The organism is Mesorhizobium sp. M7A.F.Ca.ET.027.02.1.1, assembly GCF_004022985.1.
In the GTDB taxonomy this organism is placed as follows: domain Bacteria; phylum Pseudomonadota; class Alphaproteobacteria; order Rhizobiales; family Rhizobiaceae; genus Mesorhizobium.
The window spans coordinates 1-535 of record NZ_RZOL01000906.1 but is presented as its reverse complement, the minus strand read 5'-3'; the positions used below and the strand labels follow the sequence as shown (position 1 = coordinate 535).

The window sequence follows — 535 nt, the reverse complement described above, 5'->3', positions numbered from 1 at the left end:
CTTGAAGGACGGGTCGCCGATCATCGAGGTGCCGCCGCCCATCAGCGCGATCGGCCGGTGACCGGTCTGCTGCAGCCAGTGCAGCATCATGATCTGGATCAGCGAGCCGGCGTGCAGGCTCTTGGCGGTGGCGTCGAAGCCGATATAGGCCGTCACCGTTTCCTTGGCGAAGATATTGTCGAGACCGGCATCATCCGAAGTCTGGTGGATGAAACCGCGCTCGCTCATCGTGCGCAGGAAATCCGATTTGAAGGCAGGCATTTTTTCTTTCCCGAAAGCGTCCGGCCAGCGTGGCTCGGGTGTGCATGAACGCGGGCGTTTAGCATCCAAGCGCGATCAGCAAAAGTGGTTTCCGGTTTTGCGACTGATCGTGCGCCAGACAAAGGTCCAGCGATCAGCAAAAGTGGTTTCCGGTTTTGGTGCCCGCGCGGATGGCATTTGCGAATCCTTGCTTCGTCGTTTGGGCTGGCGTATTGAGGCGCCGCGCAGGGCAGGGCCTGAGGCGCCGCGACGGGGCCATCCCGCAGATCAGATC

The 535-nt window shown here is 60.9% G+C and carries 1 protein-coding gene and 1 pseudogene; one reads left to right on the top strand and one right to left on the bottom strand.

What is annotated here, in order from left to right:
• Positions 1 to 261: pseudogene (locus tag EN749_RS36935) on the bottom strand (tyrosine--tRNA ligase); the annotation flags it as partial.
• Here EN749_RS36935 and EN749_RS38430 point away from each other — a divergent pair.
• On the top strand, positions 248 to 535 hold a 288-nt coding region (locus EN749_RS38430; RefSeq protein ID WP_210214773.1), incomplete at its 3' end, for a hypothetical protein. The pseudogene EN749_RS36935 and the gene EN749_RS38430 sit on opposite strands and share 14 nt — an antisense overlap.